This is a genomic window from uncultured Legionella sp., from assembly GCF_937871865.1.
Classification (GTDB): domain Bacteria; phylum Pseudomonadota; class Gammaproteobacteria; order Legionellales; family Legionellaceae; genus Legionella.
Genome location: NZ_CALMPD010000019.1, coordinates 1 through 26,878, shown reverse-complemented (window position 1 = coordinate 26,878; position 26,878 = coordinate 1). Strand labels below are relative to the sequence as shown.

The window sequence follows — 26,878 nt, the reverse complement described above, 5'->3', positions numbered from 1 at the left end:
GCCCGATGCGCTCATTTCCACATGGGGGAGGATTTGGGATTATTTTGCTGATAATAGCACCTATATTCGCAGCTATTGTACGGATTATGAGCTTTATTTAGGGGCTGAACATGTAGCGGTATACATTGGTGTACAGGATTAGTCAGAAACGAACTCCTTCATGGCTTCACTTTATCTAACTCTTTTTCTAAAACGTGTGAGTGGATTATATATCTGGGTGATGAGAAAAATTAATAACTCAGCGCATAAAAAATAGAACTGGACTATTATATTAATTATGGTTGACATGAGGCTTGAATTTAAACCCTAGTGGGATAAAAACACACAGGATATTCCTTCTTTTTCCGGGATAAACAGGGAAAAGGCTATAACAATAGAACATTAATATTTTTATGGAATAAAATATGAATGAAATTGATATCTTAAAATTATTTTATGATGAGATGAAAACTCAGAGTATAACCCGAGATCAGGTTTTTTTGAGTATGGAGGGTGATGCAGCAGCAGCTTTATCGCAAAAACTCAACACGCCTGTGACACTAGAGGAAGTGCAACGATTAACAGATGTCTGTATTGCAAATGAATGGCTGGAGAGAACCACTGCAGACGTGCACTATAAATACCTGTCTTTAACCGAAGCTGGTTTACAAATTGTTTTAGTCAGTGAATATACTTAAATGTACAGGTAAATCAGGGCAAAAAATCGTGAACAACCAAAATTTAGCTTAAAGAGTTTGATTCAAGGGTATAATCTTTAGGCAAAACTCGGTAAAATAGGTCACTTTATTCTTTTTTTTGTTGCCATTATGCCAAAACGAACTGATATTAAATCGATCCTTATTCTTGGAGCTGGTCCTATAGTTATTGGACAAGCATGTGAGTTTGATTACTCTGGTACTCAAGCCGTGCGTGCATTGAAAGAAGAGGGATATCGGGTAATATTGGTGAACTCTAATCCCGCAACTATCATGACGGATCCTGAGATTGCTGATGCAACATATATAGAACCTGTCCTCTGGAAAGAAGTCGAACGCATTATTGAGAAAGAACGTCCAGATGCTTTGCTACCAACCATGGGGGGGCAAACAGCGCTAAATTGTGCCCTGGATTTGGTGCGTGAAGGAGTGTTAGCCAAATATTCTGTGGAAATGATTGGTGCCACCAGAGAAGCGATTGATAAAGCGGAAGATAGAGAAAAATTTCGTCAGTTAATGATTAAAATTGGCTTGGATATGCCTCGTTCCGCTATTGCACATAGTCTGGAAGAAGCGATTCAAGTTCAGGCACGCTTAGGCTTCCCTGCTATTATTCGCCCATCGTTTACCATGGGAGGAAGTGGTGGCGGGATAGCGTATAACCGCGAAGAATTCGAAGAGATCTGCATTCGAGGACTTGAGCTATCACCAACGCATGAGTTGCTTATTGACGAATCCGTTCTGGGTTGGAAAGAATACGAAATGGAAGTGGTGCGCGATAAAAATGACAACTGCATTATCGTTTGTACTATTGAAAACCTCGATCCCATGGGCGTGCATACAGGGGATTCAATTACTGTTGCTCCTGCTCAAACGCTAACCGATAAAGAATATCAGCGCATGAGAGATGCTGCTATTAAGGTTTTAAGAGCGGTTGGTGTTGATACTGGTGGTTCAAACGTTCAGTTTGCGATAAACCCTGAAGACGGACGTATGCTGGTAGTGGAAATGAACCCTCGGGTTTCTCGAAGCTCTGCTTTAGCTTCCAAAGCAACGGGCTTTCCTATTGCCAAGGTCGCTGCCAAATTAGCTGTTGGGTATACTCTGGACGAACTCAAAAATGAAATTACAGGCGGTAAAACTCCCGCATCTTTTGAGCCCAGTATTGATTATGTCGTGACAAAAATACCACGTTTTAATTTTGATAAATTTCCGCAAACTTCAAACACTCTGACTACCCAGATGAAATCTGTAGGCGAGGTAATGGCTATTGGTTCAAATTTTCAGGAATCGTTACAAAAGGCGATTCGAGGACTGGAAATTGGACGCACCGGTTTACATTCCCTGTTTGAAAAAGGAGATATAGCGCGATTAAGAGGGCATTTGCATGAACCAACTCCTGATAGGCTTTGGTATATAGCTGACGCGTTCCGTCAAAAATTATCTCTCGAAGAAATTCATTTGGAAAGTCGAGTTGATCCTTGGTTCCTTGCCCAGATTGAAGAGCTGGTCAAGCTGGAGCGTTCCGTTTTTGGTAAATCACTGCATGAGCTGGATAAACCTACCTTGCGTTTATTGAAACATAGGGGGTTTGCGGATGCTTATTTAGCCAAATTATTGTATTGCACCGAAGCTCAGGTTAGAGCCAGACGAATTGAGTTAGGGGTATTGCCTGTTTATAAGCGTATTGATTCGTGCGCGGGCGAATTCCCCAGTGATACTGCTTATTTATATTCATGCTATGAAGGTGGGTGTGAGGCGCGTCCAGAGCCTGATAAGAAAAAAATTATTATTCTTGGCGGTGGTCCAAATCGCATTGGTCAGGGTATTGAGTTTGATTATTGCTGCGTGCATGCAGCCATGGCACTAAGAGATGCTGGTTATCAAACGATTATGATTAATTGTAATCCTGAAACAGTTTCAACTGATTTTGATACTTCGGATCGCCTGTATTTTGAACCGGTAACCCTTGAAGATGTGCTATCCATCGTCGAAATGGAACAACCTGATGGCGTTGTGGTCCATTATGGCGGACAGACACCATTAAAACTAGCTAAAGATCTTGAGGCTAATGGTGTTAAAATTATAGGAACCTCTCCTGATGCTATTGATATGGCGGAAGACAGAGAGCGCTTTCAGCTTCTGGTCAAAGAACTGCAGTTGCATCAGCCTGAAAATGGAACGGTTCGCAGTGAAGCCGAAGCTATTGAGCTGGCCGATCGTATTGGGTATCCATTAGTCGTCAGACCTTCTTATGTGCTTGGCGGCAGAGCGATGGAGATAGTCTATCATGAAGATGATCTTCGCCATTATCTGTCTCATGCGGTGGCAGTGTCACATGATTCTCCGGTTTTGCTGGATCGATTTTTAAATGATGCCATTGAAGTGGATATTGATGCGATTAGCGATGGTAAAGAGGTCTTCATTGCTGGAATTATGGAGCATATAGAACAGGCCGGGATTCACTCTGGTGATTCTGCATGTACTTTGCCGCCGTTTAGCCTGAGTGTGGTGGTTCAGCAGGATTTAATTGAGCAAATGCGTCAAATGACGTTAAAACTGGGGGTTGTTGGGCTAATTAATGCCCAATTTGCGATTCAGGCTGATGATATTTACGTGTTAGAAGTAAATCCGCGTGCGTCACGAACCGTTCCTTTTGTCTCCAAAGCAACGGGCTTGCCTTTAGCCAAGATTGCGGCATTGTGTAAAGCTGGACTTAGTCTGAAAGAGCAGGGAATAACCCAGCATCATCATATGCCTTCTTTTTATTCGATTAAATTACCTGTGTTCCCATTTGTAAAATTTGCTGGTGTTGATTCCATTCTGGGCCCTGAAATGAAATCAACCGGTGAAGTGATGGGTATTGCCAAGCGTTTTGGACAAGCTTATGCTAAGGCTCAATTAGGGGCTGGATGCAATATTGCCAAACGCAGGCGTGCTTTTGTTTCTGTTCGTGATGCGGATAAGACCCGCGTGGGGGAGATAGCCAAGAGATTAATTGAATTAGGTTTTGAAATTATAGCCACGCGTGGCACTGCCTTGGTTCTTCAGGCAGCAGGTGTGGATTGTAGGCGAGTGTTTAAAGTGGGAGAAGGCCGGCCACATGTGTTGGATTTTATAAAAAATAATGAAATTGATTTTATTGTGAATACAACTGAAGGCAAAAGGGCTATTGCGGATTCTTTTGCTATTAGACGTAATGCGTTACAGCATAAGGTTAGCTATACTACAACTTTATCAGGAGCTGAGGCTGCTTGCCTTGCCATGAAATATGAAGATAGGGAAACAGTAACTCGATTACAGGATTTACATTAGAGGTGGACATGAGTAAACATCCTATGACAGTACAAGGTGCGGAAGCACTGCAAGAAGAATTACAACGATTAAAATTTGTTGATCGTCCTCGTATCGTAGAGGCTATAGCGACAGCACGAGCGCATGGTGATTTAAAAGAAAATGCGGAGTATCATGCTGCCCGTGAACAGCAAAGCTTCAATGAAGGGCGTATTCAGGATCTTGAAGCTAAATTATCTCATGCACAAATTGTGGATATCAGTAAATTAACCAACAACGGAAAAGTAGTTTTTGGCGCTACAGTTACAGTCTGCCATCTTGCTACTGATGCTGAATTAACTTATCAAATTGTTGGGGAAGATGAGGCAGACATCAAATTAAATAAGATTTCGTACAGTTCCCCTATTGGCCGCGCGCTGATTGGTAAGGAATTGGATGATACCGTTACGGTCAATACCCCTGGGGGATTGGTTGATTATGAGATTATTGATGTGAAGTATTAATCACTATTTGTAATCTATCAGTGTACGCCCCTTAAAATCAAAGCCCAACAGTTCATAGCAATGAGGTGTTGGCTTTTATACTCAAACGTTTCTTTCAATGTTCCAAAAAATGGCTAAGTTGAATTCCACTTTAGCCATTTTTGCGAATCTCCATGACATGATATGGCGTAGGAGATTATTTTGTGTTTATCAGCGTCTCGTAAGCCATCATCTTTCGATAAATACATCAATCATGGACACTACGGTCGATGCCGCGGTGATTCTTATTCAAGGAAATAGCTAAAATTGAGTTGGGATGTTATTTTCAATTGTTGTATAAAATATACAATCTGATCATTAAATTAAAAATACCGATTCCCTTTTGTGTGTCAATATAGTACAATTTGGCAAAATTATTTGTTCATTTAGATTGAGTTGTTATTATGCTGGGTAAAGTAGAACAAACATTATTGCAAGAGACTATTGTTAATTTCGGTCTTGATATTTCTCCAGACGTTTTTCAGTTTACCTTTGATAGAAGCGGTGCAGAACACTATTTACACGCCCATCCCAATGTACCCTTTATTTTGCGTTTATCTCGACTAGACGGATATTTTGCTTTGGATATTCCTAATTTGGAGCGGAGCACCATTCGACATATATTAGTATCACCGCCCAAACCTGGTGAGAACGAATTTAAGTTAATGTACTATGAGGACAACGTGTTCACTGAATTTGGCAGTTTACGTGAGTACTTTGAAACATTATGGGATCCTGAACAAAAAAGCATGAGAACTTCAATAGAATTTGCTCCATTTAAGGAGCAAGAGGCTTGGGAGCAATTTAAGCTACAACAACAGCAGAATCAGGAGCATAAAATTGCTGTTCTTAGCATTCAGAGTCTGGACAAGAAAAAAATTGCTCTTACCCCGGAAGAACTTCTCAAGTATGAACACCAAAACTCTGAATTAAAGTTGGCTGGCGACGGTCATACAGGATTTGCCATAGCAAAAGTATTAAATGCTCCCTTTGTTGTCGTGAGATCAAAAGAAAATCGTGACGAATCAACAGATAAATTGATTGGCCATGTGGGGCATGCTGGTTTGATAGTCGTTACTGGGCACGGTGAGCCAGGAGGAGATGGAATCAAGGGAAACTACATTAATATTGGCGATGTAGAGGAAATAGAGTTATTCCAGAAACAAATAGAACGTGGTCCTGTCGATATTGTTAGTACTGCTATGGATACTGGATTAAAAAGTGGTAATCATGTAACGATATTATTAAGTATTTGTTTTGGTGCTGTAGATTCTATTAAAGGAGCAGAAGATAGTTTCGCTCGTAAATTGGCGCGGGAATTTGCAACTCATGGGATCAGTTCAACCATTATTGCCAGCGAGAAACCGGTTCTTCGTTTTGGCACAAATGCCATTATTGATGAACAAATTGTTTTTAATAATCGATTAGGAATGGCTGCAGAGCACGTATGTGTTTTTACAACCCGGGTTGAAGGGGAAAACGCTAATCCACCAATCAGTGTATATAAGCCATATGAGTCAATCCAGTTAACCAAAAATGGAGTGGTGTTTTTAAATCCTAAAAAACCTCAAGCCGCTTTAACAGGGAATCAAAAAACAGAGGAAGAAGAACAGTGCTTGCAAAAGCAGGCTGAAGAAGAACAGCGCTTGCAAAAGCAGGCTGAAGAAGAACAGCGCTTGCAAAAGCAGGCTGAAGAAGAACAGCGTTTGCAAAAGCAGGCTGAAGAAGAACAGCGTTTGCAAAAGCAGAACGAGAAAAATGCGACCCCAAAAGTGTTAACTCTGGGAGAGCAACGCTTTGATCTGCTCCTGAAAAATCTTCTGATTAAAGGAGAGGAGCTTAAAAGGCGTCGCGAACTGGTAAATCCAGTACAGAATAAATCCGGACATCAAAATTTAGATGATGCCTATGAGGCGGTATTAAAATTAGAAAAAAAGCTAAGAACAGCAGGCGATAAATATTTTGCTAATCCGTCAGAAAACAATTATTTTACATTTAAAAACCAATGTGACCGTAAAATAAAGTCCGCTCGTAAAATTCTGGATAAGCATCGAGGGTGGTCTGAGTTTTTGATTAATCTGGCGATTGGTATTTGTACGCTTGGTCTTGGTTTATTAGTTAAGGCTGGAATTAACCTGGCTATGAATAAACCATGTCTTTTTGTTCATAATACAGTTTCTGCACAAAAATTGAATGAGATAGAACACTTTGTTCAAACGATCCAATCTACAGCCTGATTATTAATACACGCTAAATGAAGGGCACTGAAATGATTTTCCTATTTCGAATTATCTCGGTTTAACACTGAAGGCTTCCTCATCGCTTGAGGGGTTCCCCTCAATGGATGCTAGATAATGAAGAGAGAATGCTATGGTTGATATTTTGCTTTAGTGCATTCTACGACCTATTATTAATAAAGTTTTTAATAAAAAATGAGACAATGACTTCTCTTCAATGGCTGAAAAAGCTGATTAGCATTAATACAGTATCCAGTAATTCGAATCTGCCTTTAATTGCAGAAATTAAAGGCTGGTTTGAGTTGCATGAGATTAATTATCACATTATCCCTGGTGCCAATGAAGATAAGGCGAATCTTCTGGCCATAATCCCTGGGCATGATGGAACTATATCCGGTGGTCTTATCCTTTCTGGTCATACGGATGTTGTCCCTGTCACGGGACAAAACTGGAATACAGATCCTTTTATTCCTGTTGAGCTCGATGGCAAAATTTATGGGAGGGGAGCCTGTGATATGAAAGGGTTTCTCGCGGTATTGTTAGCATTAGCCCCCGAATTTAAAAAAATGAAACTCGCAAAACCTCTTTATCTGGCGTTTACCTTTGATGAAGAGATTGGCTGTATTGGCGTTGATTACCTGGTCGAATTTTTGCAAAAAAACAAGATACATCCAGAAGGGTGCATCGTGGGTGAGCCATCTTCCATGCGCCCTGTAGTCGGAGAAAAAAGAAGGCGCTTATATCATTGTCAGGTCATGGGAAAAGCCATTCATTCTTCTCTAGCACCTCTTGGTTGTAATGCTATTGAATATGCCAGTCGTTTAATATGCTATATTAATGATCTGGCACGTCATACTCAACAGCAAGGGCCCTTTGACTCAGGTTATGATATTCCTTTTACGACTATTACTATCAATGTCATTAATGGGGGTATTGCTACTAATATCGTTCCTGGCAGCTGCGAGTTTATTGTTGAGTTGCGTTATTTACATGAATTCCCTATCTTGAATTTTGAGCAACAGATACTTAATTATATTGATAGTGATTTAGTGCCCCTAATGAAGAAAACCTATCCAGATGCTGCCATCCATTTTGAAGAGCATTCTGATTCGAGTGGATTTGTTGCCTCAGAAGACAGTCAGCTTAATCGTATTGTGCGGACAGTTACCGGAATTAATGAGCGGTATAAAGTATCGTTCAGTACTGAAGCTGAGGCCTATCAAAGCATGCGTATACCCACGCTAATTTGTGGCCCTGGCGATATTCATCAAGCCCATACGCCTAATGAATTTATTTGTATTTCCCAACTTGAGCTGTGCGAAAAAGTACTCAAAAACGTGGTGCATTTTTTTTGTGAAGACAAAAAGTCTATTAATTAGAACTTGTTTACAGAGTTTAACGATTTTTAATCCGGTAAAAATGGCAGTCCATTTTTAAAAAGGTTCCTGATTTATAGTATTTCATACCGCATTTTTCCATGACTCTGAATGAGCCTTCATTATCTTTATCAGCGTAGGCAATAATATAATCTGCATCTATATGCAATCTGGCCCAGCGCAGTAACGCTTTTAATACTTCTGTTGCATAGCCCTTATTCCAATATTTTTTATGGAACAGATAACCAATTTTTGTTTCACCAGTTTCCAGCCGATCAAAATAAGCTTCGCCTACAAAATCATTATTTCGGGCTTTAAAGATGACAAAGGTAGGTAAATGATGTTCTTTTTTATTGGTGATGCTTTCGTCAATGTACTCCTGAATTTCTTGATCGGTCAGAGTGCCTTCAGGATAAAATTGCTTGACCTCGGGATCTTTATCGATTCCTTCCAGATAATGGCTGTCTTCTGTTCGAATAAAGCGCATTCCCAGATGAGTGGTATTAATAAGGTATTTACGCATAAAATTAGACCATCCTTGGTAGTATGATTAAGTAATGCACCAGCAGTTGCTATCGCTGATGCATCATGATGATTTTATTACTTTATCGTCCTAATTTTTTTGATGTATCTTCATCATTTCCAGTTTCATTATCACTATCGTGTCCTTCCTCATCAACGAGGGTGAATTCATCAACGAGCTCGTCAGAGGATTTTTTTGCTGGTGTTGGCGGGGTTGTGTCTGCCGTTTCAGCTTGACCTTTGATGCGATTAAAAAATCCTCGACTAAAATCTCCAAATCTATAAGATTTTGTTTCAGCCTTTTCTTCAACTTTAACTGGCGTTGGTTGCACTGGTGTTTTCCCTGGTTCACCAAATAAAAGTGTATAGGTGATTTTACCAAACCAATAGCCTTCAGTTTGGGCATTGCTCTTCATTGCCGAATTAATGTCAAATAATTCTTTTGAAATCAATGTCCTCAAAGCTTCAAGTTCTGGAGTGTTTTCATCTTCTGAAGATAGGCTTTTCGCTGCTTGTGCTACCAATAAGGAATAACGTGGCCCCCTTTGTATTGGCTGTATTAAATGATCGCCTAATCCAAGATTGTTACCATGTTGTTTTAAGTAAAGATTTATTTTATGAAAAGGGTTATCTTTAGGTGAGGTTTTATGTTGAACTGCATATTCAGCTTCTGCTGCCAGATATTTATCAAAAACTACGGCATAATCTTTGTATGCCTTAAAAAAAACAGTTAATAATTGGGTTCTTTGTACTTTTAAGATGTTACGTTCACTTTCTGTCAGTTCAGGATCAACTGTTTTCTCTGCGTTTTGTAATAAACCATTGGAAATCTCTTGGAGCATAGGTAGCTTTTCTTTTATGCTTAATAGTATAGGATTTCCCTGCACTATAGTGCCCATAAGTAGAGCAAGACCTAATAATCCCAAAGCATTATTATACGAGCGCTCAGTATCCAGCATTTCCTGGAATACTTTATTATCAAAAATTTTTTCATCAGTTTTATTGTACATAGTATGATACCTTATTAGTTCTGAATACGTTACGAAACTATCTTAATCTTACTCATTATCTTTATGATAGATTCAATATGGATAAAATTATAGCACACAACATTTATCTATGCATCAGTTTTGATTCAATAGATTTTAATTTGGGCAATTCGTAGTTATGGTCAGCTGTATTGCATGTTTAATCTTCATTGTAATAATGCTGATATCCTGTATTCTTTTACACTCAATTCATCAAAATCCTCATGGAGAGCAACCTATGTATAAAATAGTCCCTTGGCTTGTTAGTTTTTTATTAATGGCTGGTGTTATGTCAACACACGCTGAAACGGCAATTATTAAAACATCTGTTGGCACTATTACCTGCGAATTATTTAGCAAAGACGCGCCGAACACAGTTGCAAACTTTGTTGGACTGGCTACAGGAACAAAAGAGTTTAAAGATGCAAAAACCGGAAGTATGGTGAAGCGTCCTTTTTATAATGGGTTGACTTTTCATCGTGTGATTCCCGGGTTTATGATTCAAGGTGGCGATCCTCTGGGTAATGGAACTGGCGGACCAGGTTATGAATTTAATAATGAAAATACAAACGCGAGTTTTAATAAGCCTGGTGTGCTGGCGATGGCTAATGCAGGTCCGGATACGAATGGCAGTCAATTTTTCATTACTGTAGCTCCCACTCCTGGTTTGCAAGGTGATTACAATGTTTTTGGCCAGGTTATTTCGGGACAAGATATTGCTGATAAAATCAGCAACCTGCCGAGAAATCCACAAGATCAACCGTTATCTCCAGTGGTTATCGAAAGCATTACTATCCAAAAGTGACATAAGGCATTGTGACAAGCACTGTTACAGTGCTTGTCTATAAACTCACTGCTATTTAAGTTAATAAAAGCAGGTCATTCTTTAACTAGAATGTTTTTGAGCTTATTTTAGTATCTCAAGCAGCCGTTAATCCTGGAATGGTGGTTACTGAAGGCGTTACTTCGGCTGGATTGCATGAAGGAGAAATGCGTCCATGGGTCGAGTTGGAGCGGTTCAGAAGATTGCTGCTGTTGTTTTGTTTTTTGCCTTTAATGAATCAGCGTATGTTATTGGTAAAACACTGCATGTAACAGGTAGTTCACGCTGAGCATTATAAACGACGCAATTAAGGTTGACGAAAGAACAGCCCTGTTGTTATCGCACAGGGCTGTATTTAGTGGTTGACTAGGGTTGAAACACTTCTTGCTGAATACCACTAACAACCCACTCTTTACTGTTAGTGAATTGATAAAAGTGCCAAATTTCATCTAATGGAGCAAAAGCTTCATCGTTTTCTTTTATTGATCCTGTGAAACGAACGCTGGCTATAGTGGACATCGTTTGCTTGGACACATCTAATAATTCTGCGTTTAAATTAATGACTTCAGTTTTATTAGGGGCATCACCACGTTCATCAAATTGCATCTGAATTTCTGCAACGATTTCAGGCAGAGTGAAGGCTTGGATATCCTGAATATTTTTCTGATCATATGCTGCTTGTAAGCGCAAAAAATTCACTTTGGCTTGACGCAAAAAACTGTCTGGAACAAAATCAGCCGGTTGTTGTGAGTAACTGCTGTTACTGCTGCCAGTGTTGGAATTGGGTTGAGAAAAGCTGTTGAAGGATTGGCGGAACGCATTTGATTGAGCAGACTGTACGCCAGGCTGCATTCTTTTGCGTAAAAAACTAACAATAAAGAAGAGAACAGAGCCAAGAATTAACCAGGTCATCAGTCCATTAGCCAAACCATTACCCATAAATAAACTTGCTAATAAGCCCCCGACCAACATTCCACCGAGTATACCGCCCCATTTGCCTTTATTGGCAGATTTGTTCATGGCTGCGGTGTTTTGTGGTTTATGAGATGAAAACAGACTGCTTTGGGAACGTTGCACTCCAAAACTTCTGCCACCGCCAAAACGTTTTGCAGAAGCTTCATTGACGAAAAATCCCACAGACAACAATACAATTAAAAAACATGAAAGGAAATTACGCATTTTTATATGGCCCTTTTTTAGTACGAAGCCACATTATATCTGAACCTCAAGTAACTTGCTTGTGATCTATTCGAATTTATAGTGATCAAATGAAAATACGGGACTATCCGGTTTGAGGAACAAAATTATTATGCTGAATTGTCACGGCTTGCCTCACTTAGAGGCCGGAGACGTAAAGAGGGCACGGTATTCGTTGCCCGCATGAACATCGCGTAATGCGGGACAAAACGGAATAGCTTAAGGCAAGTAATAATAAGGATTCGGTAGCTTAAATCCTTTCTCGGCATAGCCACCACGAATATCACTGTGTTGATCGCCAATAGATGCAATAATGGTATAGCCTTCTTTCGCTATATTAGCCCGCGCTTCAGATTTGAATGGGATAATTGAAGACTCTTTGTAGTTTTTAGGGCGTAAATACAAACCAGACCAATTAGCATAGCCGGCTTTATTAAGATTTATGTTTGTTGCGTTTCGTTCTGACTCATGACGTCCGGTTACAAAGAACACGTCTATTCCATTAGCTAAAGCTGCATTATATAAAGCTAACATGGGCTCTATGACAGGCGAGTTTGCAGCCAGAATTTCTTGATGGATTTCTTCCTGAGTTCCCATAAAATCACGCTTGACCATCTTATCGTAATTAGACAGACTGGTTTCATCAATATCGAGTACCAGAGCCAGTTTTTGTTGAGGATTGTTTTGTTTATGAAATTTTGCTTGCTGGATAATAAATTGTTGTGCCTTTTTTATGGCTGCTTCCAATTCTTTAAAATAAAGTCCTGAATCATGATAAGCTTTAACTTCTTGTCGAACTTGGCTAAGATTGGCCGGTTCTGCATGTAATGCGGTTGAAATTATAAGAGAAAGACAAAGGGTAAATAACATTCTGGGCAATACTTTGAACTGATGTTTCATTATTCATCCACAGCTATTTATAGAATACCGCATTATATAACGATAATTCTGTTTGTCAATTGCGCATGTTGGCTGGCCTTGTGGCAATTATTGGACAGCTACCGGTACTAAAATAGTCATAGAACTTATCCTCGGTTATAATGATATATTATTTTTAAACGTCACAACTCCTATGCATTTGAAGCAACTAAAATTAGCTGGTTTTAAATCTTTTGTTGATCCCACTGTCGTTCATTTTCCCAGTCAACTGGTTGCCGTTGTCGGGCCTAATGGTTGCGGCAAATCCAACATTATTGATGCAGTGCGCTGGGTTATGGGAGAGAGTTCGGCAAAAAATTTACGTGGCGAATCCATGATTGATGTGATTTTTAATGGTTCTTCTAATCGCAAATCAGTTGGGCAAGCTTCGGTCGAACTGGTTTTTGATAATAGTTTAGGGCGATTGACCGGGCCTTTTGCCAGCTACGGCGAAATTGCTGTAAAGCGGATTGTAACTCGTGATGGCGATTCCTCGTATTATTTGAATGGCAGCCGTTGCAGAAGAAAAGACATCACCGATATATTTCTAGGTACAGGAGCTGGGGCGCGAGGATATTCTATTATTGGACAAGGAACTATCTCTCGCTTGATTGAAGCCAGGCCAGAAGAGTTACGAGCTTTTCTGGAAGAGGCTGCCGGAGTTTCCAAATATAAAGAGCGGCGACGTGAAACATTACAACGAATTGAACATACACGTGAGAATTTAACACGTGTTGCTGATATTCGGGATGAGTTGGATAAGCAATTACAACGGCTGGAACGCCAGGCTAAAGCTGCCGAACGTTATACGCTTCTTAAAGAGGAAGAGAAATTATGCCGAGCCGAGATTTTGGCACTCAAGTGGCAGGAGTTTACTGAACAACAACTACGAAAACAACGTGAATTACATGATTTGGCAGTGCGTTATGAAGAGCAACAAAGCCTCTTGACTGGATCTAATAAAGACCGGACGCTGTTAAACGAACAATTGCATGATGCAAATGATCATTCACAGCAGATTCAGGAATCTTTTTATCAATTAGGGACCGAGATAGCTCGCCTTGAAGAAAGCATTCAACAACAAGACAGAGAGAAAAAAAGACTGGAGCAAGACAGGCAGCAGATGCAGGAAGATTGGCAGGTTGCCGAGAGCCAATTAAAGCAAGATAAGGAAGATTTACTTACTTGTCAGCAAAATGCTCAACAACTTGAACACAGTTTGCAAAAATTACGCAGTGAATTTAACGAAAAAGAAATGGAATGGCAAAATGCCCAGCAAGAGCAAAAAAACTGGGACATGCGCTGGCAAGAAATCCAGAGTGCAACAACGTCTATTAAGAGCGAATTGCAACTCACTCGGGTCAATGGTCAGCATCTGGAACACAGGCGTAACCAGACCGTCCTCAGGCTGGAAAAGCTGGATACAGAAAAAAATTCAATTTCTCTTACTGACTTGCAGCACAACAAAATTGAGTTGGAACAAAAACAAATTAAATTAAGGGAAACTCAGCAAGGTGACGAAGAACAATTAAGAGCAGGTAATGAAACGTTGAATCAACAACGTATGCAATTACAAGAAACAGAACATCAGTTGCATCAGTTGCAAGATGATTTTCATCGTTTAAATAGTGAGCATGCCGCTTTAATCGCGACCCAAAAAGCAGCCAGACAGGCGAACAAAACCAATAAAGATGGGATTTTAGCCTGGAAGGATAAGCCACGACTGATGGATGTTCTTCAAGTAGAGCCTCAGTGGCAATCGGTATGCGAGATGGTTCTGGGGGATGCGCTCCATGCTTATGTTCTGGATGATTTTAATGAGTTATGGCCTAACTGGCAGAACTGTGAGAGCCAGGGCGAGAGCGTTGTGACGATGAGAACACCGTTAGTTGACGTGAGTACAAAGGCACGACTGTCTGACAAGGTTAAAGGTGCAGTACCTGCTACCTTAAATAATCTGAGCTGCATTTATACTGCTGAACATCTTGATGAAGCCATGACGTGGCTACCTGAGTTGGCAGAGCATGAGTCGATTGTAACTGTTAATGGGTTTTGGTTGGGGGCTGGTTGGGTAAAGCTGGTTAATCCTGGAGAGCAAGATGAGATGGGATTACTCGCACGCCAGCAAAAAATCACCGAACTGACGTTCATTGTCGATGAATTACGCCAAAAAATTGAGATAGTACGCTCACATCGTGATGAGAGTCATAGTCAATTGCAACAAAGCCAAAGCCTAATCGAATCATATCAATTGAATCTCAATTCCAGTAATGAAGCACTACGCTTAAACATCACTGCAGCGACCAGCAATGAGCAAGAATTGCATCATGCAGAAAAAATACTGGCAACTATCGGTGTTGAATATGATGAGTTACAGAGTGTGCTTGAAGATCTTGCCCTGGATGAAGAAGCGCTTAAAGAAAAACTAATCCTTCTGGAAGAGCAATATGATGATGCAGAACTGCAACAAATCCAGGTTACGAACGACAAACAAAATGGGTTAAATAAGCTGGCTGCACTTAATCGACAGGTAGAAGAATTTCGTTCTTTAGTACATCAGACAGAATTAGGCTATGACCGGGAATTTACCAAAATACAACAGGTAACTGATAGAATCAGCAGAGAACAAGAGCGATTGGATGTGTTGCAAGAGCGAATGGAGCATCTTGCCTTATTGTGTCTGCAATCAACTGAACCAGGAGCAGAACTGCAAGAGCAGCTGGCTGAATTATTGATGAGGCATGGTGAGGTAGAGTTGCAGCTAACGTTGAGCCGTGAGCGATTAGCTCAAATAAGAATGGATATGGAAGAGCTTGAGAAGGCGACCATGAATTATGATTTGGAAGTGAAAAGAGTACAGGAAATCATAGGGCAAGCTCGCATGGATGAGCAAGCTTTGTCTGTTCGAGCCAGTTCAGTGCAAGAGTCTCTTGATGAGATGGGATTACAGGCCCAGAATGTTATTGATTTAATACCCTCAGGCATTACTCAAAGCATGCGAGAAGATGAATTAATTTCTCTTATGGAACGGATTAAACGTCTGGGGGCGATTAACCTTGCGGCTATTGAGGAATTTGCGACCGAGCAACAAAGAAAACTTTATCTTGATGAACAATATGACGATTTAAATCAGGCCTTGTCCACACTGGAAACGGCAATTGAAAAAATGGATAAGGAAACGCGCCTGCGTCTTGAAAATACCTTCGATGAAGTGAATACTTCATTTAAAGCACTTTTTCCTCGATTATTTGGTGGAGGAAGAGCACAACTGGAATTAACTTGTGATAATCTATTGGAGGCAGGTATTGTAGTTATGGCTCAACCCCCCGGAAAACGGAATAGCACTATCCATTTATTATCCGGTGGTGAGAAGGCTATGACAGCAGTAGCTCTGGTGTTTGCGATTTTTCAGTTGAATCCTTCACCATTTTGTATGTTAGATGAAGTAGATGCGCCATTAGATGACGTAAATGTGGGGCGATTTTGCGATTTGGTGAAAGAAATGTCACAATTCGTACAATTCCTGTTTATTACACATAACAAGGTAACTATGGAGTTGGCAGATCATTTAATTGGGGTAACTATGCGTGAGCCTGGGGTGTCACGTTTGGTTGCGGTTGACGTGAAACACGCTTTGACTATGGAGTAAATCATGCAGGCAAATTGGAGTTTAATTCTTAATGTCCTGTTGTTAATTGGTGTTATAGTGGCTATTGGGCGCTTAATGAAAGCGAGAAAGCAGAGCTTAAGTCCAGAGCCGCACAAACCGTCGCTCGGTTCTGTGGCGAATAGCCCTTATGATGCCCAGCCTTATAATGACGATATTATTGCAGTTAGAAAAGTAAATAGTGACCTTGCTCTTGATTTGGCAAATGATGAAGAGCCTGAGCCACAATTAATCAGTAAGCCTGCTGCTAAAGCAGCACAACCTCAACTGCTGCCTCAAGAAGAAGACATTGTCGAGGAAAAAGAGAGAGGCCCCAATGTAGGGGGGGCACCTACCTTGATGATGTTTTTACTGGCAAAAGACAACAGACTGTTTGCGGGATATGAGTTATTACAAACGGTATTGGCCGCAGGATTACGTTTTGGTGAAGGACATTTGTTCCATCGTCATCAGTTTTCTAATGGCCAAGGGCCTGTCATCTGCAGTTTGGCTGCAGCAACGGCTACTGGAGTATTCGATCTACAGAACATCGGTGCCTTTAGTGTGCGTGGATTGTGCTTGTTCATGCAGGCTTCAAACAACCCCAGCATTGATGAAGAACGATTTTCCATCATGTTGGAAACTGCACGGCAGTTAAGTGACGGGATGGATGCTCATTTACTGGATGATCAGCGCAAACCTTTAACTGAAGCACGTATCGAGCGCTATTATCGATTATTGAACTGTACGCCCTCACCAGTTGAGTTATAAGAGACAATTAGTTCTAACATAAACGCATGGGGATATCACAATACAGATGAGCTCAGTTGAAAACGTGTTGTTTTATTCCCCTACGATGGTAATGAATAGGCCTGGGCAAAAATTCTGGTTTTGTCGCATAATAGTTCGAAACTCTAACAGAGTCTGAAATTTTATGCGACAAAACCGCTATTCCTATTTCTTATAATATTTTTGCATTTGCTTGTGTAAAAAAGGGTTCCAAGGAGACTTTAATTCAAAAGGCATATTAACAGGATTACATCCAATACAAGCATGTTATATTGATTGGAATGAATATAAAATCAAAAAAATAGACTGTATTGTGTTTATTTACAACCCCTGGAATGCCGCTGCAACTAAGATTCTTTGCGACTAAAATTCGACTAACCTGCTTTTTTGCACGTCAAAGTTTAGTTGAAGGTGCGCTATTTTATCTTAATCGCTACTCTCGGTTCAACTTCCTGCTCATCTTTTTTCAGTTTAAGCAGTTTATCTTTTATTTCATTGCTTTTTGATGGTGGAGCTACTCCAGTTACCCTTTTATCACCGGCCAATTGCTCTTCGTTGATGTCTTCTATTTCAAAAAAATCATCTTCGTCACTAGATGCATTACTATCGATTAAGAGTCCTTTTTCTTGTGGGGGTTTGTTAATTAAATGAAAGCCGTCCATGTTGTCAAGTTCTTCCTCTGAAATTTTTTCTTCTTTTGTGGTTAATTTTTGTTCCAAATTAAGAGCATTATTTTGGGCTTTGGTTAAAAAAGTTTCAAGAGAGCCATAGCCTAGATTGGCCATTCCATCATTAATAATCTTTTTTAAGCGAGGATCACTTAGATTAGACAGGTTGTGTATTATATTTTGTAAATCACCAGGTTCTTGGGCTTTTTTCAATCGATCGACGAGTGTGAACAGGTCTATAGCCAAACCTATTTCATTTTTACCTTTATTTGAATATTGTTTTGCAAACTCTTTTTGCCGAACATCCAGGAACCCTTTTAAATCATTACTAAAATGCTGAAGCGCTTTATCGTGAGGCACTTTTATATTGTCAGAAGGAAAAGACATATCGCCATATTTTTGATTTTTATTAAAAATAATTCCAAAAGGTTCGCTGTAATTACTAAGTCTGGTAATATCAATATCAGCCACTTCTGCGGCCATCCAGGTCATTACAAATCTGCCACAATGAGTTTGTAATGGTAATTGAAGCTTCATGTTATTAACTGCGGTTGGAAGCCTCTTTATTTCTAAATCATTTTGAGTCATAAAATTAGTGACTAATCTTTGGGTGTTGGATACGTGTTGTTGTTCTTGCTTATGAAAGGGATCGCTTAATAATCCTTCATGCAAGGTCACATCGCCAACTATTTTTCCATTTACCATCGTTAAGGTAACCGCTTCCATAGTGACGTGGCTATAACTGAGATTTCTTACGGTAACTGGAGATAAAATTTTAATGGTTTTTGATGTTCCTCCCACCACGCCATCATCATCAAAATATTGAACTACTTGTTTATCAAAAAGTTTTTTTTCAAAAATATCCTGTAGCGAAGCATTTACATCATTGGTAATGTAAGTAATTTGGGTATCATTTTCATAGAATGCAAACTGTTTATTCTTATCGTAGTTTGCCAATTGTGTTACTTCATAATCTACATTCGTTGAAATTCTTCTGTCTTTAAGCAATAAATTATCTGAAGCTGAGTTTTTTAATTGATCAATAAATGTTGATAGTTTTCCTTTATAAAGATTGGACTCATTTTCTTTTTTTTGAGCCTCGAAATAATCAATTAAAGTTCCGATTTTATCCACGCCATCTTGGGGTTGAAATAAAAGTCTTTCCCATTGATGGTGATCTTTTGGGTTATTGCTTTGACTGCAATTCAGCCATACTAACGGGTAGCCATATTGTTTACCTATTGTATTTGATACAGTAGATGATAAACTGTTATTATCTGCTCTTAACTCCAATCGTTCAATATTCGGCAATTTTGCAGCCAAATATTCATTTATGTTTGATTCAGTTAAAACAATATCTTCATCAGTATTTAGTGACTCATAGCCTTTCTCCAAAAACTTCCGTTCAATATCTTTATATACAGATAAAATTTCTTCAGAGCCTCTAATTCCAATATAATCTCTATTATCTGATCTATTTCGCACGTATTCATGTTTCACATCGCTGTTAACAGTAAATAAGAGTTGGCCATTTACGTAAATATAGATGTTCATACGGAAATCCTGACTTTTATCACATATGATTAATTATAGGCCGGTCCGTCATTTATTTATCTTTTTTGTTTGTTTTTTGGGGGCTGATTCTTTGATGAAATGATTTAACATTCGATTCCAATCGATCAGCTGGGGCTGACAAAAATTTAGTTGACGGTGCCTTACACGTGTAATAAATAAAGCAGAACAGTTTGAATAGTGATCTAGCAATATAAAAATATCGCGAATATACATTTACGAACATGAATAATTAACTGGGTACTCTTCCCGCATGAGCAACGTTATCTATTTCTGAGGTATTCATGTGCGCTGCCAATAAGCCTTCAAGCATTTCTTTAGCCTCTTCAGGAGAATCAATACTAAAAGAGTTGCTTGAGCATAAGCCTTTACCAAAACTGGCATTATAAATTGAAAATTTACTCACATTTAAAAATTTGGAGGCCTTCTCGCACGAAGATATGGCTGCCTGTAAAGATTTCCGATATCCAGTCTGATCTCCCTCCTGTTTTGCCCAAACAGCATATTGATAAAATGCTTCAGACAAAAGCATGTACGCATAGCTCCCATAAGGTTCTAGAAGCGATTTAGCATTTTTAACGGCATCCATTAGTAATGTTTTAGAATTCTCTGTATCTTCTAATTTGCCATTAATCACTTTATTATGCAGAAAAATATTATATCGTTGTACTGCATGAACGGAATTAAAGCGCATCGCTTCTTTCAATAGGTTTAGTTCACTGCTTGAAAATTCCTGTGATAATGCAGCTCTGACTTGTTGGGAAAGATAAAATAAGTATGAGCCTTTAAGTAAGTCGAAGCTATCAACCTGCTCATGCATGTAAAAGGTCACTTGTTGTCCTTCTAAAGAAGACATCAAAAAACCAAGCAGGGAATAAAGTTCTCTCCAAATGTGCTGATAAACATCTTTTTTACATACATCTGCAAAAAGCTGATTTGCTCGAGCCAATTTGAGGATAAAAGGAATATCCGATACGGTTTTTTTGTTAGAAAAAAATTGCGACTCATTAAATCTATCGTCTTTTAAATCATTGAGAAACTTCTCCTCCAGGAAATTCAGACGAGACAGATCACTCAATGTAAGAAATGTCGTAATCGCTTTACTTGTGCAGCTCATATCAAAAAAAGTTAATTTATTATCATAATGGATTATAGCGAAGCACATAAAGAAAGTAAAAATTAGTTTTTTGATAGGGATCGATGTAATACGTACTGTATTATACAGCGAAGTCCTTTATAGCATTTTGTGTCTCTTCATTAATGCTCGCCTGAGCTTTTGGAGCTTCAGGTACAAAAAATCTGGCGGTCTGATTAATCGAACTGTGTAAAACAAGGGATTTAACCTGATTTGGTTCCTCTACAGCAACCATTCTTTTAGCTACAGCGTTCTGAATAACCTGCTCATAGTGAGTAGGTAATAAAGATATTGACTGAAAACTCTCTCTGGGTTCTGTTCGATAACAGAGTATAGGATAGTCGCATTGTTCTTTACCCCACAAGCGGTCTAAATCCCTTTTCCAATTAAATAAAGAAGCCCCGGTTGCTGCTGGTGCAAAGGGATTTAACTCGATAACTGTTATTACATAATGATTTCCACCGATTCTGATCTGATTTTCTTCAAAAACATCACCGCGATATTCGTTTACTGGAATTAATGCCAAATCAATAACATATTCACGGATACAATTGATTGTATCGTCATCATTTTGTTCGTTTGAAAAATTTAAAAAATGTGCCACTTCAGGATCTATAAGCTTAAGAACATATTCTTGGAATTTTAAGCTTATAGCCTTCATACTTTCTTCATTGAAAAAATTAGAACCATCCTCTGACGTTTTATCGAAATACAAAAAATGGAAGTATTGTGATATTGCAGTAATAATACTTTCAGTACGGCATCTTCTTGAAACAAAAACTCTGAACTCATGTTCAGGCCGAATGTTATACCACTCTCTAAAAACAATTTTTGTTGTTTTGTTGGGTTGCTCCAAACTAAGAAGAGCAATAAAATCATTATAAACGCGAGGACTACCTTGAATAGTTTCTATTATTTTTCGCCCATTAGTAATTTTCATAGCTTGCGTTATAGAAGCGACAAATGAAACCAATTGCTGGTTTTTATTGTCCGTTTCATTCCAATAAATGAAATCATTACTCATAAGCACTGCTGCTTCATCAAAGAGGGACTGTGAATCCTTTGGACTTCTGGTTGATAATCGCATAAATGCTTCGTTATTTTTAAATTGTGTAAGAATAAGGTTAAAAGCACGTTCTAATTTAGTAATGTCATAATCCTGAGGGGCGTTTCCCATTAGAAATTGAATATCTTTAGAGTCCAGCGAAAAGAATTGTGATGCAAAGGTGAATTTTTTAAGCTGCGAATACCAATTTTCAACAGAAAATTTATCTACAGCTCCCCATCTTGACAATTGAGTGGGACCATTAGTTTGTGTTGATGGGAAATACAATGGATGATCGGATTCTAACCACGGATCTCGCTCAAACTCATCTACCTCATCATTATTACATTCTAATAGGACAAAGCCTTCCTCATCGCTTTCACCAAAAGATACATTCTCATCATCTGATACAGGTTTTTTATCTTTCCCCGCCTCTCGTAAAAGCAAATCTGATTTGTTAAAAAATGCCATAATGAACTTTTAGTAACCCAAAGAAGGCTCCAATCGTATCATAAATAAACTTTTGCATCAATATTTGGACTCCCCGGGCCAAAGTTGCCTTTAATTCACAATGACTGCAATTCACGACATCGTTTAACCAATATTGAAACCAAATTTTGACGAACAGAAACTCAAAAAAGAATTTTGCCAAGAGCTTTTGTCTCGCAAATTGTTTCGATGTGTTTACCCTTCAGGGTAGATTACTGCCCCTACGATACCTGGGCTCCAAGTCAATTTGAGCAATAATCAAACCGACTGGTTGCTATGAATAAGTTCATCAATTACTGCCAATAACGGCACTAAAAATTTCATTCCTGATAGTTCTAATTGATATTCATCTTGAACTCTAAGGCTTAGTGTTAGTACACTAGACTTTTAGCCTTATATTGATACTATGAATCTAAATACTATTGCATCACTGTTGTCTCAATCTTGTTTGATAAATACTGACATCACCGGTGTTTGTATTGATAGTCGCGTGCTTAAACCTGGTAATCTGTTTATTGCAATTCAGGGGGAACAATTTGATGGGCATAACTATATTAAGGATGCGGAGGCAAATGGGGCTGTTGCGGCTGTAGTTAATCGTGCCTTGCCTGATGTTCAGATCCCTCAATTTATTGTTGCAGATACCGTTATGGCTCTGGCTAAAATTGCAGCGGCTCATCGGCAGGATATTCATTGTCCCGTTATTGCCTTGACCGGTTCTAATGGAAAAACCACTGTTAAAGAAATGATAGCTGCGATTCTTCCCCAACCATCACAAGCAACCAAAGGCAATTTAAATAATCATTTAGGAGCTCCTTTAAGTGTTCTTGGGCTCAATAAGCAGCATCGCTATGCAGTTTTTGAATTAGGTGCCAATCATCCAGGAGAAATTGCGCATACTGTAGCAATTGTTCATCCTGATGTTACTTTAATTAATAATATCGCTCCAGCTCATGTTGAAGGGTTTGGTTCTATTGATGGGGTTGCTCGGGCTAAAGGAGAAATACACCAGGGATTATCTGCTTATGGCACCGTAGTTATCAATGAGGACGATGCTTATGCGCATTTTTGGGATCATCTGATAGCTGATAAAAAAACGATACGTTTTTCTGCTTCGAATCCCGCTGATGTCTCAGCTCAGGATGTGCGTCTGGATACTCATGGCCGAGGTCATTTTTCGTTAATACTACCTAATGCCCGAGCTGATATTGAGTTACAGGTCCCTGGTTTACATAATGTTCGCAATGCACTAGCTGCAGCGAGTTGTTGTTATGCTGTCGGTATTTCAATTCAGGACATTCAAAAAGGTTTGAATCATTTTGACGGCGTCAATGGGCGGATGACGGTATTAACCGGAAAAAATCAGTCAACGATTATTGATGATACTTATAATGCTAATCTGCGTTCAGTATTGACTGCTCTGGACGTTTTATCTCAGCGCCCCGGGAAAAAAATATTCGTCTTTGGCGATATGGGCGAGTTGGGTGAATGGGCTACACAACATCATGAAGAAGTAGGCTTGGCTGCAAAACAATTGGGGATAGATTTGTTCATGAGTTGCGGTAATTACAGTTTATTATCTTCGCAAGCATTTGGAGACTGTGGACAACATTTTTCAAACCAGGACGAATTAGTACAAAATGTAATCGAAAAGCTATCGGCTGATACAACCGTGTTAGTAAAAGGCTCTCGCTCTAGCGCCATGGAAAAAATTGTGCATAAACTGCTTAATTGATTTGAAGTGAATGTGGTATGCTTGTTCGCTTTTTTGCCCCGCCAGTACTCTTTCATCGGGGAAGGATGTATGTCGTATAGATTGTAACTGGATTTGAACAATTGAGTTATTAAAAAAACGTAGGGTTAGCTGGGCTAATACGAGTGTTTTTAATAACTCAATCGCAAAAATCTGAATGCAAGACAGGTTGGCAACACGATTTCTTTTGTGAAAGAGTACTAGGGGCGGGTACTCTCCAGAGTACAAGATCACCCCTAATTAACATGAGGAACAACTATGCTCTACTGGTTAACGCAGCTATTTCAGGGACAGTATCATGCGTTAAGAGTTTTTCAATACCTGACTTTCAGATCGATTTTAGCCTCTTTAACCGCCATGTTAGTTGGTCTTTTGTGCGGCCCATTAATGATTCGTTGGTTACGTGGTTTGCAAATTGGCCAAATGGTTAGAAACGACGGCCCACAATCGCACTTGTCCAAAGCTGGAACACCTACCATGGGTGGTGTTTTAATCCTGCTTGCCGTAACGGTAAGTTGCTTGCTTTGGTGTGACTTAAGGCAATCAAGCCTGTGGTTGGTGCTTTTGGTCACTTTAGGTAATGGCATGGTTGGCTGGGTTGATGACTACCGTAAGCTGGTATTAAAAAACAGTAGGGGCTTGTCTGGTCGCTGGAAGTATTTTTGGCAATCAGTGATTGCATTACTTGCCGTACTTTATTTATATATGAATGCCAATTTACCCGTGCATACTCAATTGATCTTGCCTTTTTTTAAAACGGTAACCTGGGATTTGGGTATTTTATTTCCAATTCTGGCTTATTTTGTTATTGTAGGTAGTAGTAATGCGGTTAATTTGACGGATGGCCTGGATGGCTTGGCAATTATGCCAATAGTTATGGTGGCGGGCGCCTTGGGTATTTTTGCCTATGCTTCCAGTAACGCGGTATATTCCACTTATTTAGCCATTCCCTTTGTACCTAATACCGGTGAGTTAACTATATTCTGTTCATCTATTGTTGGCGCTGGCTTAGGATTTTTGTGGTATAACAGCTATCCTGCCCAGGTTTTTATGGGGGATGTAGGTTCGCTGGCTTTAGGTGCCGCATTAGGTATTGTTGCTGTAGTAGTAAGACAGGAACTTGTGTTATTAATAATGGGTGGACTGTTTGTAATTGAAACGATTTCAGTGATCTTACAGGTAGGTTATTTTAAATTATCCCATGGTAAGCGTTTGTTCAGGATGGCTCCCTTACATCATCACTTTGAACTAAAAGGATGGTCTGAGCCTAAAGTTATCGTTCGATTCTGGATTATAACTGTTGTATTTGTGTTATGCGGTTTGGCTACATTAAAACTTCGATAGGCAAAAGGTGCATTCATGAATCATTTATTCTATTTAGTTGCAGGATTGGGGAAGACAGGACTGTCTATTGCTCGTTACTTGCATAGAAACAATAAAACTTTTGTTGTTTTTGATACGCGTAGTGACGCGCCAGGCTTGACTGAATTTAATGTCGAGTTTCCTGGCGTTACTGTTTATTTACAACATGTCCCTGAGGACGTGTTAGGTCAAGTGACGGATATTATTACCAGTCCGGGTTTGTCTCTTGATACTCCTTTTCTGAAACAGGCTATTGAGTCAGGTGTTGCTGTTTATGGGGATATTGAATGCCTGGCCAGAGAAATTAATGCGCCAATAGTCGCGATAACTGGCACCAATGGCAAGTCTACTGTAACTACATTAGTTGGGGAAATGGCCAAAGCGGCGGGCTTTAGTGTTGCTGTAGCGGGTAATATCGGTACTCCCGTTCTGGATATGCTTGATGATGAGCATCAATATGACCTGTGGGTATTAGAGTTATCAAGCTTTCAACTTGATTTAACTTATTCTTTGTCACCGGTAGCCTCTACCATTCTGAATGTGACGCCCGATCATTTGGACAGACACCATACTATTGAAGCGTACATTCAAGCGAAACAGCGTATTTATCATCAGTCTAAAGTTGCGTTATATAATCGAGAAGATGTTGCAACCATCCCTCATCAAACGATGAGTTCAGAGCAGCACACTGTTTCTTTTGGCAGTGATGCTCCTGATGCTGGAAATTGGGGATTGATTAATCAACAGGGGGTTATCTATCTGGCAAAAGGAGATGATTGCCTGATGCCTGTTGAATCGTTATTAATTAAAGGAGTGCATAATTGGTTAAATGCTCTTGCAGCCTGTGCTCTTGCTGAAACAGCAGGGATCGCCAGACAGCATATTATTGCGGTCTTACAAATTTTTTCAGGATTGCCTCACCGCTGTCAATGGGTTCGCTCTTTGGATGGTGTTGAATGGATAAATGATTCAAAAGGAACAAATGTTGGTGCAACAATCTCTGCGATTAATGGAATAGGGGGGGCTATGCAAGGAAAAATTGTTCTTATCGCGGGCGGCCAAGGTAAAGGAGCTGATTTTGATGAGCTGGCACAGCCAATTTCGGATTTTGTACGCTCTATCGTTCTCATTGGCGAAGATGCTGACAAAATGGAAGCGGCTTTAGCTGATGTAGTGCCTATAGTACGCGCCACTTCCTTGGATAATGCTGTTGTGTTAGCCAGGACGTGTGCAAAACCAGGAGATGTGGTGTTGCTCTCTCCTGCATGTGCCAGTCTGGATATGTTTCGCGATTTTAATCATAGAGGTGATGTATTCGCTTCTTCAGTTAATGGACTATAGACCCGATGCGCCCAAGACATTTAAATCAACGAGGTAAACCTGTCAGCAAACCGATTTCGCTCTATGATAAATGGTTGATAGGGGCTGTTTTGGGTTTATTGATTATTGGTTTGATGATGGTCGCGTCCAGTTCAGTGATGATTTCTACAAAATATTTTCATCAACCGTTCCACTTTTTGATTCGTCAGGCCTGTTATTTATTTTTTGGTTTGATGTTGGCTTTAGTGGTTGTTCGAACAGACAGTAGTGTCTGGGAACGAATCAGCATGCCGATGTTGATTATTTGTTTGATTATGTTGTTAATTGTATTAGTGCCGGGAATTGGGCGTTCTGTGAATGGTAGTCGGCGTTGGTTAGCATTCGGACCTATCGGTATTCAGGTGTCTGAAATGGCAAAACTGACAATGATTTTTTATCTGGCAGGATATCTGGTTCGACAACAACAGGCTGTTAGCGAAAGCATTCTG

General features: G+C 39.6%; 19 protein-coding genes. 12 read left to right on the top strand and 7 right to left on the bottom strand.

Annotated elements, in window-relative coordinates; translation table 11 throughout:
- The first annotated feature begins 404 nt into the window (after positions 1–404).
- The 5 genes from Q0495_RS01210 (at position 405) to argE (ending at position 8,126) form a co-directional block, all read left to right on the top strand.
- Positions 405–677, top strand: coding sequence for a hypothetical protein (locus Q0495_RS01210; RefSeq protein ID WP_298622219.1), 273 nt, complete (start codon positions 405–407; stop codon positions 675–677).
- Between the two features lie 129 nt (positions 678–806).
- Positions 807–4,010, top strand: coding sequence for a carbamoyl-phosphate synthase large subunit (gene carB / locus Q0495_RS01205; protein WP_298622217.1), 3,204 nt, complete (start codon positions 807–809; stop codon positions 4,008–4,010).
- A gap of 8 nt (positions 4,011–4,018) precedes the next feature.
- Positions 4,019–4,492: a transcription elongation factor GreA gene (greA, locus tag Q0495_RS01200; RefSeq protein WP_298622216.1), complete on the top strand. Its 474-nt coding sequence runs from the start codon at positions 4,019–4,021 to the stop codon at positions 4,490–4,492.
- A 422-nt stretch (positions 4,493–4,914) separates the two neighbouring features.
- Positions 4,915–6,747 (top strand): hypothetical protein, encoded by a 1,833-nt coding sequence (locus Q0495_RS01195; RefSeq protein WP_298622214.1) that lies wholly within the window; start codon positions 4,915–4,917, stop codon positions 6,745–6,747.
- A 203-nt stretch (positions 6,748–6,950) separates the two neighbouring features.
- Positions 6,951–8,126, top strand: coding sequence for an acetylornithine deacetylase (gene argE, locus Q0495_RS01190; protein WP_298622212.1), 1,176 nt, complete (start codon positions 6,951–6,953; stop codon positions 8,124–8,126).
- Between the two features lie 16 nt (positions 8,127–8,142).
- Here argE and Q0495_RS01185 read toward each other — a convergent pair whose 3' ends face one another.
- Positions 8,143–8,646: a GNAT family N-acetyltransferase gene (locus Q0495_RS01185; RefSeq protein ID WP_298622210.1), complete on the bottom strand. Its 504-nt coding sequence runs from the start codon at positions 8,644–8,646 to the stop codon at positions 8,143–8,145.
- A gap of 82 nt (positions 8,647–8,728) precedes the next feature.
- Entirely contained in the window at positions 8,729–9,655 is a 927-nt protein-coding gene (locus Q0495_RS01180) for a RhoGEF domain-containing protein (RefSeq protein WP_298622208.1), read from the bottom strand.
- Between the two features lie 256 nt (positions 9,656–9,911).
- Here Q0495_RS01180 and Q0495_RS01175 point away from each other — a divergent pair, with 256 nt between their 5' ends.
- Positions 9,912–10,478: a peptidylprolyl isomerase gene (locus Q0495_RS01175; protein WP_298622206.1), complete on the top strand. Its 567-nt coding sequence runs from the start codon at positions 9,912–9,914 to the stop codon at positions 10,476–10,478.
- Between the two features lie 384 nt (positions 10,479–10,862).
- Here Q0495_RS01175 and Q0495_RS01170 read toward each other — a convergent pair whose 3' ends face one another.
- Positions 10,863–11,675 carry a Tim44 domain-containing protein gene (locus Q0495_RS01170; protein ID WP_298622204.1) on the bottom strand — a complete coding sequence of 271 codons (813 nt, stop codon included), beginning with the start codon at positions 11,673–11,675 and terminating at the stop codon, positions 10,863–10,865.
- 237 nt (positions 11,676–11,912) lie between these two features.
- On the bottom strand, positions 11,913–12,593 hold the full coding sequence (locus tag Q0495_RS01165; RefSeq protein WP_298622202.1) for an HAD family acid phosphatase: 681 nt from the start codon (positions 12,591–12,593) through the stop codon (positions 11,913–11,915).
- 172 nt (positions 12,594–12,765) lie between these two features.
- Between Q0495_RS01165 and smc the strand changes: the two genes are divergently transcribed.
- Complete coding sequence (smc, locus tag Q0495_RS01160; protein ID WP_298622221.1) at positions 12,766–16,260, top strand: chromosome segregation protein SMC; 3,495 nt, start codon at positions 12,766–12,768, stop codon at positions 16,258–16,260.
- A gap of 3 nt (positions 16,261–16,263) precedes the next feature.
- Entirely contained in the window at positions 16,264–17,028 is a 765-nt protein-coding gene (locus Q0495_RS01155) for a cell division protein ZipA C-terminal FtsZ-binding domain-containing protein (RefSeq protein ID WP_298622200.1), read from the top strand.
- A gap of 434 nt (positions 17,029–17,462) precedes the next feature.
- On the opposite strand, the gene Q0495_RS01150 is transcribed toward Q0495_RS01155, so the two are convergent.
- From Q0495_RS01150 to Q0495_RS01140, 3 genes are all read right to left on the bottom strand, one after another.
- Positions 17,463–19,268: a hypothetical protein gene (locus Q0495_RS01150; RefSeq protein ID WP_298622198.1), complete on the bottom strand. Its 1,806-nt coding sequence runs from the start codon at positions 19,266–19,268 to the stop codon at positions 17,463–17,465.
- 250 nt (positions 19,269–19,518) lie between these two features.
- Positions 19,519–20,403 (bottom strand): DUF5630 domain-containing protein, encoded by an 885-nt coding sequence (locus Q0495_RS01145; RefSeq protein ID WP_298622196.1) that lies wholly within the window; start codon positions 20,401–20,403, stop codon positions 19,519–19,521.
- 100 nt (positions 20,404–20,503) lie between these two features.
- Entirely contained in the window at positions 20,504–21,937 is a 1,434-nt protein-coding gene (locus tag Q0495_RS01140) for a hypothetical protein (protein ID WP_298622194.1), read from the bottom strand.
- Between the two features lie 424 nt (positions 21,938–22,361).
- Here Q0495_RS01140 and murF point away from each other — a divergent pair, with 424 nt between their 5' ends.
- The 4 genes from murF to Q0495_RS01120 all read left to right on the top strand — a co-directional run.
- The gene (gene murF, locus Q0495_RS01135) at positions 22,362–23,690 is read left to right on the top strand and encodes a UDP-N-acetylmuramoyl-tripeptide--D-alanyl-D-alanine ligase (protein WP_298622192.1); all 1,329 of its coding nucleotides are present in this window, start codon (positions 22,362–22,364) and stop codon (positions 23,688–23,690) included.
- 276 nt (positions 23,691–23,966) lie between these two features.
- A complete protein-coding gene (mraY, locus tag Q0495_RS01130; RefSeq protein WP_298622190.1) occupies positions 23,967–25,052 on the top strand; it encodes a phospho-N-acetylmuramoyl-pentapeptide-transferase in 1,086 nt (361 codons plus the stop codon).
- A gap of 15 nt (positions 25,053–25,067) precedes the next feature.
- Complete coding sequence (gene murD / locus Q0495_RS01125) at positions 25,068–26,411, top strand: UDP-N-acetylmuramoyl-L-alanine--D-glutamate ligase (protein ID WP_298622188.1); 1,344 nt, start codon at positions 25,068–25,070, stop codon at positions 26,409–26,411.
- Positions 26,412–26,416: 5 nt separating this feature from the next.
- On the top strand, positions 26,417–26,878 hold a 462-nt coding region (locus tag Q0495_RS01120; RefSeq protein WP_298622187.1), incomplete at its 3' end, for an FtsW/RodA/SpoVE family cell cycle protein.